Source organism: Campylobacter concisus, assembly GCF_002912425.1.
Lineage (GTDB): Bacteria > Campylobacterota > Campylobacteria > Campylobacterales > Campylobacteraceae > Campylobacter_A > Campylobacter_A concisus_AH.
This window is the reverse complement of record NZ_POYR01000015.1, coordinates 1-8,803: the sequence shown is the minus strand read 5'-3', so window position 1 is coordinate 8,803 and position 8,803 is coordinate 1. Positions and strand designations below refer to the sequence as shown.

Below are 8,803 nucleotides of genomic sequence, written 5' to 3'. Positions count from 1 at the left end.
ATATAAAACTACGTAAATTTTAAATTTATAGACTATTCTTAGTCCTATTATAAGAACCAATATGAGCTTTACAACAGATCAACCTGTACACCGTCTTGGATCTCGACAAAAACGGTGTGCTTTGAATTTATTGTGTTGCCATTGATAACTTCTTGGCGATTAAAGGTCGCTTTATAGACTTGATTTACAGCGTCACCATCGCTTGTGACATCTACTTTGTTATAAGTATCGCCAACAACGCTATGTTTATTATTTAGCGTGGTGATATCTGCTTTTGTGGCTTTTACAAAATCATGTGTAAGCTGCACCAGGTCCTTGCTATCACCTATAACCTTTAGCACGGTATTTACGCTCTCGCTGGCTGCGCTATTGCTCGCATCTCTTGTATTTCTACTATCTACGATGTCAAAGATGCCATTTGGGCTAAATTTTATAGAAACAGCCTGATCTGCGCTGCCAAGTTGTACTTTTTCAAAGTTATTTATCTTTTTAACATTATCTAAATTTGAAAAATCCACATCATCAACCACTATAAGCGTATCTACTCCGCCCTTGCCGTCTATCGCCCTGCCCTTACTATAAACAAAAGCGTCATCTAGGTTGCCACCCTTTACATCACCCTCTTGTTTTAGATATACAGGGTCGCCAAAATTTGCCTCGCTATATTTGCTTGTATTTATCTCGTAAGAATTTGTAGTGCCTATCTTTTTTATAAAATCATTTTGAATGAGCGCTTCAACGTAGTTGTTGCTAAAGAGGCGAGTACCGCTATGCTCTGAACCCACCAAAGTATCTGATGGATATGGTCCACTAGCTGGCGCACTGGTTTTTTGCATTATATACAAAGATAAATTCATCTCGCCAGTTCCGTCCATGTACTCCATATCAAATTTATAAAAGCCAGCCTTATTAAATGTAAAATCCCTGCTCCACCACTGACCATTTTTGCCATATGATGCTTCTGTGGATGGTTGTATGAATGTTGTTGCACTTCCAAATTTTTGTGTATTGCCATTTATAGTTAGCTCTACATAGTTGTGTAGGTCGGCTGCTCTGACTGAGTATGTACCAGGAGCATTTACATATATCCAACCATCCATTTTCATGACAAGGTCAGAGCCAACAGGGTTTGACTCGCCAAGCGTGTAGTTGCCAGGCTTGCCTTTTAATATGCCATTTGCAAAGCTTATATTTTCTCCAGTACCAGCAGTCGTATCTACACCGTTTCTAAATTTCTTTGGTGCGTATGGGTTGGATGCGTCATATAAGGCATCGTTTCCGTATCTACCCACTCTTGCTAGATCTTCTGCGTGCATATTGCCTTGATCAGACAGGGTCTTATAGCGCGTTCCAGAGGCAAACTGCACAACGTCATATGTAGTAGAGGCACTTGGAGAGTAAATTTTAATATAGTCTTTATAGATGGATTTGCCCCCTCGCTGCGAGTAAACACCAGAATCGCCACCAACTCTAGCCCTCCAAGATGGATCTACATAGTTATAAAACCACATATCAGCATCAAGACCGCTGTTACCGATAAATGTCACCGTGCTAACAGAGACGTTTCCTGCGGTGTCGGCATTTTTTATCATGAAATTTGCTCCGGTGCTGTTTGCTGGCAGGGCAAAATTTTCAGAGTAGCTGTGCGTATCATCAAGAGCTGAGCTTTTATGGACGGAATTTAGCAGATCGTAAAGATCTACTTTGTTTATGGTGTTTTTGTTTAGCGTGTTGTTGCCGCTCGCATCGGTGCCAACACTGCCTGCGATATCTACGCTAGTTACATGTGAAGTTGCCGTTGGAGTGCCGATCGCATCAGGGGTGGCGTCTAGATCTACGTGAACTATTAGGTCATCATCCTTTGTGTCATCACTCTTTAAAACGGTCGCTCTTATGTTTGAGTATCTCTCATCTAGCTTTATACCAAGGGCCTCAAAGTCCATATTTACACGCTTATCTGCTCCGACTGTTAGATCTATATATGTTTGTCCGCTTGGTAAAATTTTGGCATTGCCATGATCATCTTCAAGTGCTAAACGAAGCTTTGTACCAGGGTCGCGGTCCACGCCAAATATAATGTTTGGCTGTTCGTCGTTAGTAAGTGAGATGTTGTACTCTTTTATGGTTTTTGTCTCATCATCAAAGTTATTTTTCTGGATAACCTTCTCATAGTCCTCTACCCTAAGGTATTTAGCGATATTTATAGCTCCGCCATCTATCTGTGTGGCAAGTTTGACGTCATCTATATAGCTTAAAATTCCAAAGTCAAAGAGCCTACCGCGAACGCCATCAGTTGTGGTGACCTCGTTTGGTGTCGTGATAGTGGCTCTAACGGGCGTAGAGTGATCGACCGAGATAGGGACATTTGGTATGCTAAATTTGCCATCCACGATAGGAAGTGGCGCTGAGCCGTCACTTGGCAAGGCGGTTAGTCCATCGTCGCTTATTGTATATTTGACCGTTGTGGTTATGGCTGGTATAGTCGGAGTTGAGATAGTGACGCTTACATTGCTTCCTGGTTTTGCGTTGCTAGGCACGTAGATATCAAGGTCGCTTTGGGTTGAGGGTGAGCCAGAAGGGGTGGTGATGCTATCTATTAGCCCGTCTCCGTCATTATCCCTTGCAAACTGCACCTTTATGCTGTTATCTACGGTGATCTCGTCTGTGACTGGGTCTGCTTTGTTGCCAGCTTTGTCGGTAAATGTGGTCGTGAAATTTGTCGTAACGCCATAAAGTTTTGTCGTGGTCTCTATGGTGCCATTATTTACATTGATAGCTACACCATCATCTCTTGTGGCACTATATGTGCCGGATGCGTTTTGAGAAATTTTAATGGTTATCTTATCTGTTTTGCCGTCGCTTCCTGCGATATCTATCTCAAATTTATCGCCATCTCTTGCATCGTTTGGAATTTTCATCTTTATAGAGGTCTTCACGCCATCAGGACTAAAGCCACTCTCTTTACTAGTTAGCACGCCGTCTTTATCGCTATCTTTTGCAAACTGCACGTGCGGAGACCTAACAGGTGCGACCGTATCGCTTGAAATTTCACTCACACTTGAAGCTTTTGTAACTCCAGTCGTGCCGTCAATGATCGTCGTGCTTAGCTTTTTCCTGCTTGGATCAGTTGAGCTCGTAGGGTCAGTAACTGTGATCTTGCCATTTTGGATAGAGATAGTCTCGCTACCTCCATCAAGCGTGGCAGTAAGTCCGTCAGGTGCGATAGTATAGGTCTTTGTGACACTTGTTGGTGTGCTAGCTGGGTCATCGACCTTTATGCGGATCTTGTCGCCAACTGCGGCGTTGTTTGGCACATAGATATCAATAAGCGACGCCGTGCCGCCACTTTTAGCTAGTTCGGCTGCATTTATAATGCCATCTTTGTTCTCATCAAGGGTAAAAACGGCGATCGGATTGTTATTATTTGCTATAGTTATCGTATCTGTCGCACCTGGGTTGCCTGATTTGCTTATCATTTGGATATTTACATTTGTTGGCGTTGATGATGAAATTTTAACAGCACTTGCCACGTTAAAGCCGACATTTCCGCCGCTCTCACTTGTGAGCGGATAGCTCTCGCCACTATCTTTATCTACAAGCGTGCCACTAGATGTTTTAACAAGCGTCTTTTCATGCAAAGTGCCGTCAGGATCGGTGGTAGTAAGCTTTATCTTGTCGCCTATTTTCATATTTGGCGATAAAACGATCTTCGCATCATCGCTTGGCGTACTACTTGCTGGATTAAAGCCATTTTCGCTAGCGTCTATCACGCCGTCGCCGTTTAGGTCTTTGCCTAAAACCACCTTTGTAAAGCTAAGAGCTGGCGTAACGGTATCAACGCTTGCGGCTGCCTTTGCTGGAGCTGAGCTGGCACCATTTGCTAACGTGATGCTAGAGCTTACATTAAGCGGGGTATTTGGCGTGATAGCAACGCTTGGGATGATAAATTCTTTTTGATCTGGATTTGTTGCATTTGGCATGATAGGCAAAATTTCACTTGGATTGTTTTCATTTATCACGCTTGTGCCTGCTAGGTCTACTTTGTAAGAAAGCGTGGTCTTTACGCCGTTATTTACAACTTCTAGCGTTACTTTGTCGCCTGGCCTAAAGTCATTGTTAAAAGCAACGGCCATGCTTGTGTGATTAGGATCGCCACCTGCTTCTACGATATTGATATAGCCATCGCCATCAAGGTCTTTTAAAAGCGCAATGCTTGGTGCTAGGATAGCTAGAGCGCTCTCTTTTTGCTCTGCCACCACTGGCGCTGCACCGCTAATAGAGCTAACCGGCATTGCTGGCTCACTTGAGATGATAGCTGGTAGCTCTAATGTACCGCCATCAAACCAAACTACGTTTGAGATGTGCCCTTGTGTGTCAAAATTTGACCCATTTATGCTTGCTGTGTCGCTACCATGGCTTGAGCCATGAGAGTGGTGGCTAGAGTTTTGAGCGTTTTCGTCGCTGTTTTTGCTATTTGAGCCTTCGCTTTCACCAAAGATCCTTCTCTTGTCCTCTTCTACTTGCGCTTCATTGCCTTGGGTGTCAAATTTTGCATTTGATAGCTCTTTTGTGATGATGATAGTTTGTGTTCAAGTAGCGTGATAGGTGCAGCATGATCAAAATTTATAACGATAGTGTCGTTGCTGCTTTGTGTGATGATCTCATCGCCCAAAAATATCTCGTCGCCTTGCTTTAGCAAGATCAACTTTCCGTTTCGTTTTACAAAAACTTTTCCACTTATCTTTGCAACAACACCAACGCTTTGCATCTTTCTTCCTTTAAATTTATAACTAATACATCCATTTAAATTTTAACGCGATTATAGCTAAAAGTATTACAAAATAAATAAAGTGATTTTAGATAAAAATTGTCATTTTGCCACTCTTTTTTATATCGAAAATTTATTGCTATTATCTAATGGAGCGCTATTTTTACGATGATATAAAAGAGTAAATTTAAATAAATTTTAGTTGCAGGTAAATTTCTATGTCACAAAGTAAATTTTAAAACTATTTTGTTATCAAATTTTATTTATTTTGAAAAATTTATGTTTGAAATATCCCACGCCAAAAGACGTGGGATAAAATTTACGCTATCTTGCTAGCGTCGATGATGTTTAGATCAAGACCTAGATCTTCAACAGATAGACCAAGTGCAAGACCTACAAGCTGAGAGAGGTGGATGATAGGTTTTCTAACATCTGAGTGGTTCTCATCTTGATATCTCTCTTGATAGATGTCAAGTTGCATTTGGCAAAGTGGGCACGGAGTTACAACTACGTCTGCGCCATTTTGATCAGCGTTATTTACGATCTGGCTTGACATTTTTCTTACTGATTTTCCAGCTGGATAGCTAGCGTGGAAGCCGCAGCAGTCAAGTCTTTTTTCAAACGGCACTATAGTAGCACCAAGTGCGCTTACGACGGTTTCAAAACTCTTTGGATTGACTGAACTTTCTCTATTGTGTAGATCTTTTTCAGGTCTTAGGCTGTGACAACCGTAAAATAGCGCTACTTTTAGGCCGCTAAGTGGCTTAACAACCTTTGCTTTTAGCGTATCGACATTTTGATAAAGCTCCCAAAGAAGGCTTGTGATCTCGGTTGAGCCGTTATATTTCATATTGCCTTCAGCCAAAAAGGTATTTATACGATCTTTTGCGCCCTTATCAAGCGTGCTTTTTGCTCTTGTTAGAGTTAGCATACAGGTTGAACATGTCGTAAGCATCGGCATATTCATCTGCTCTGCAAGCGCTATATTTCTAGCATTTGCCACAAGCGCAGCCATAGGATCGACATCTTGTGCTTGTTGAGCCCCACAGCAGCTCCAGCCCTTTATCTCGTGAAGCTTCCAGCCAAGTACTGGAGCGATGGCCTCAAGCGACATCTTAGCCTCTTTAGCTGCTTGAGTGAGTACGCATCCTGGGAAAAAAGCGAATTCATTTTGCATAATTACTCCTTACTAGCAGCTTTGCGAGCCGCATTTATCATTTTTACTAGATCGTCATGACCTTCTATGTCTTCTTCGCCAAATACATGAAGCGGATTCATCTTGCCAGCAAGCATCAAGTTTGCAGCGATGTCTAGTTTGCCCATATTTTTGATAACGCCTTCTGAACGAAGTGCAAGTCTAACCTCATTTAGTCTGCCCGAGCCATCAACTAGATCAGTTAAGAACGCCTCAGCGTGATCTGGTCCCATGCCCTCATTAAAGCCTTTTTGTATAGCCATGATGCGAAGATCAGTTATGTCGCCGCATGCGCTTATGCCTTTTGGACAGCGATCAGCACACTCTTGGCATTTTACACACATCCAAAGACCATTATCGATAGCTGGTTTTAGGTGTGGCATAGGATCTTTGCTACGTGAGTCAAAGGCAGCTCTATAAGCATGAACAAATACAAATGGCTGCATATAATCACTCGCGTCTGCTTCAAGTTTATTACACTCACTAGCACACGCACCGCAAAGTATGCAGTCCCATTCAAGTGCGACTTTGTCATACTCTTTTTGGCTTTGCTTACAGCCTTTTGCAGCGCTAAATTCTGGCTTAGCAGTGATGCTTGGTTTGATCTTGCGTAAATTTTCGATACTTGGCTCCCAATCCACCATAAGGTCTGAGATAACCTTGAAATTTCCAAGTGGTGAAATTCTAATAGTATCTGGATTGCCAAACTCAGCCAAAAGCTCATTCATCTTTGTATCGCAAGCTAGATATGAGTGACCATTTACTCTAACAGCGCACGCACCGCATATCGCTGAGCGGCAAGATGCTGTGAAATTTAACGTCGCATCCTTTTTTTGTTTGATGTCAAAAAGCACTGTTAAAAGAGTTTTGCCTTTGACCTCTTCATTTGTTAGCTCATAAGTTGATTCATATTTTTTAGTTCCGTCAAAACGGTCGATAATAATTTTCATCCTAGCTCCTTACTCTGGCTTCTTGCCGTCAAGTGAAAATATGCCTGTCACAACGTCTTTGTAGCTAAGTTCAAGCTTGCCGTCTTTTAGTGTGACTATGCTGTGTTTTAAGAAATTTACATCATCTCTTTTTGGATAGTCCTCTCTTGTGTGAGCGCCACGGCTCTCAAGGCGATTTTGCGCTGCAAGACATGCTGCACGAGAAAGAAGTATAAGGTTGCCAAGCTCGACATAGTCAGTAAATGCTGTGTTCATGACTGGGTTTTGATTTGGCACTTTAAGGGTGTCATATTTTGCTTGGATAGCTTCTAGGTTTTTAGAGAGCTGATCTAGTTTTGCACCAGTTCTAAAGATACCCATTAGATCCCAGTTGTTTTTACCAAGCTCTTCGCGAAGTGCGTACATATCATTTACGCCACCCTCGCCTGTTGCGATAGCTTTAAATTTATCTTGCCACATTTTTGCTAGCTCAGAAGTTTTCTTACCGCTTGCAAATTTTGCATTTTGAGCGTAAGCACCAGCACCTTTGCCAGCTAGATCGCCAGTTACAACTGCGTCAGTTAGGCTGTTACCACCAAGGCGGTTTGCACCGTGGATAGATACGCATGAAGCCTCACCACCTACGTAAATTCCAGGGATTTTTGTGCTCATATCATCAAATTTAGCTACCTCTATGCCACCCATTGAGTAGTGAGCTGTTGGGCGGATAGGCACTGGTTGCTCGATAAGGTCGATGTCTTGGAAAAGCATAGCAGTGTGGCGAATTTTAGGAAGCTTTTTCATGATAGTATCTTTGCCAAGGTGACGAACATCGCAAAGCACATAAGCGCTCATACCCTCGCCAAAGCCTCTACCTTCGCGAATTTCTGTCTCGATCGCACGAGCGACGACGTCACGAGGAGCTAGCTCCATCTTTTCGTGATAGTTTTTCATAAAGCGCTCGCCCTTGTTATTTAACAAGTATCCACCCTCGCCACGAGCAGCTTCTGTGATAAGTGTGCCGCCATTTTGAACGCCAGTTGGGTGAAACTGAAGCATCTCAGGGTCCTCAAAACCAAGACCTACTTTAAGCGCAGCAGCTATGCCATCGCCTGTTGCTATAAATGGAACTGATGTGCGGTTATAGAAAATTCTAGTGTATCCACCAGTTGCGATGACTAGAGATTTGCAAAGAACTGGGTAAATTTGACCATCTTGGATGTTGCGAAGAACGACGCCTTCGACCTTGCCGTCCTCAAGACCGATCTCAAGTAGCTCATGATCCATTAGAAATTTAACGCCAGCTGTGATAGCGTCGTCAAGACAGGCGTGCATCAAAACGTGGCCAGTTTTATCAGCTGCGTAGTTACAGCGTTTTTTGCTAGCGCCACCCATGAAACGAAATGCCACGTCGCCATTATCTTTACGAGAAAAGAGCATGCCGTTGTAGTCTAGCTCGTGGATGACTGCGCCTGCTGCCTCGCAAAATTTCACAACTGCATCTTGATCAGCAAGATATGCTGCACCTTTTACGGTGTCATAAGCGTGAAGCTTGAAGCTATCGCCGTTGCTAAAGTCAGTAACGCCGTTTATGCCGCCCTCTGCCATACAGGTCGCGTTGCGTGATGGCATCATCTTTGTAGCGACAACGACGGTTGAGTTTGGATATTGCTTGCGAACGGCTGTTGCTGAACGAAGTCCAGCACCGCCAGAGCCGATTATTAGCACATCAACAGATGGCAAGCCATTTTCATTGCCCTTTGGCAACTCGCCAGCAAAAACATTGGTTGCACCAGCTGTTGTAGCTAGCGCACCTACGCTGATACAGGCGCTTTGTAGAAATTCTCTTCTGGTAAATTTTTCACTCATTGATAACTTCCTATTTTAATAAGTTTATTAGCGTCAAAAAAC

The 8,803-nt window shown here is 43.0% G+C and carries 6 protein-coding genes; 1 reads left to right on the top strand and 5 read right to left on the bottom strand.

Annotation, left to right across the window (positions count from 1 at the left end; genetic code table 11):
- Positions 1–68: 68 nt before the first annotated feature.
- Complete coding sequence (locus CYP84_RS00980) at positions 69–4,256, bottom strand: hypothetical protein (RefSeq protein ID WP_180996350.1); 4,188 nt, start codon at positions 4,254–4,256, stop codon at positions 69–71.
- Between CYP84_RS00980 and CYP84_RS10650 the strand changes: the two genes are divergently transcribed.
- Positions 4,210–4,428 carry a hypothetical protein gene (locus CYP84_RS10650; protein WP_180996349.1) on the top strand — a complete coding sequence of 73 codons (219 nt, stop codon included), beginning with the start codon at positions 4,210–4,212 and terminating at the stop codon, positions 4,426–4,428. The two genes, CYP84_RS00980 and CYP84_RS10650, sit on opposite strands and share 47 nt — an antisense overlap.
- Before the next feature lie 88 nt (positions 4,429–4,516).
- Here the strand turns inward: CYP84_RS10650 and CYP84_RS00975 are convergent, their stop codons facing one another.
- The 4 genes from CYP84_RS00975 to sdhA all read right to left on the bottom strand — a co-directional run bounded on the left by CYP84_RS00975 (position 4,517) and on the right by sdhA (position 8,761).
- Positions 4,517–4,768 carry a hypothetical protein gene (locus CYP84_RS00975; RefSeq protein WP_103636371.1) on the bottom strand — a complete coding sequence of 84 codons (252 nt, stop codon included), beginning with the start codon at positions 4,766–4,768 and terminating at the stop codon, positions 4,517–4,519.
- Positions 4,769–5,087: 319 nt separating this feature from the next.
- Positions 5,088–5,945: an 8-methylmenaquinol:fumarate reductase membrane anchor subunit gene (gene sdhE, locus CYP84_RS00970; RefSeq protein ID WP_103590861.1), complete on the bottom strand. Its 858-nt coding sequence runs from the start codon at positions 5,943–5,945 to the stop codon at positions 5,088–5,090.
- 2 nt (positions 5,946–5,947) lie between these two features.
- Positions 5,948–6,913, bottom strand: a complete 966-nt coding sequence (gene sdhB, locus CYP84_RS00965; RefSeq protein ID WP_103636370.1) for an 8-methylmenaquinol:fumarate reductase iron-sulfur subunit — start codon at positions 6,911–6,913, stop codon at positions 5,948–5,950.
- A 9-nt stretch (positions 6,914–6,922) separates the two neighbouring features.
- Entirely contained in the window at positions 6,923–8,761 is a 1,839-nt protein-coding gene (sdhA, locus tag CYP84_RS00960; protein ID WP_103636369.1) for an 8-methylmenaquinol:fumarate reductase flavoprotein subunit, read from the bottom strand.
- Positions 8,762–8,803 lie beyond the last annotated feature (42 nt).

What these genes read in the sequence shown, in the direction of transcription:
- CYP84_RS10650 (WP_180996349.1), top strand. Translation starts at nt 4,210, where the DNA reads ATGCTTGGTGCTAGGATAGCTAGAGCGCTCTCTTTTTGCTCTGCCACC.
- CYP84_RS00975 (WP_103636371.1), bottom strand. Translation starts at nt 4,768, where the DNA reads ATGCAAAGCGTTGGTGTTGTTGCAAAGATAAGTGGAAAAGTTTTTGTA.
- sdhE (WP_103590861.1), bottom strand. Translation starts at nt 5,945, where the DNA reads ATGCAAAATGAATTCGCTTTTTTCCCAGGATGCGTACTCACTCAAGCA.
- sdhB (WP_103636370.1), bottom strand. Translation starts at nt 6,913, where the DNA reads ATGAAAATTATTATCGACCGTTTTGACGGAACTAAAAAATATGAATCA.
- sdhA (WP_103636369.1), bottom strand. Translation starts at nt 8,761, where the DNA reads ATGAGTGAAAAATTTACCAGAAGAGAATTTCTACAAAGCGCCTGTATC.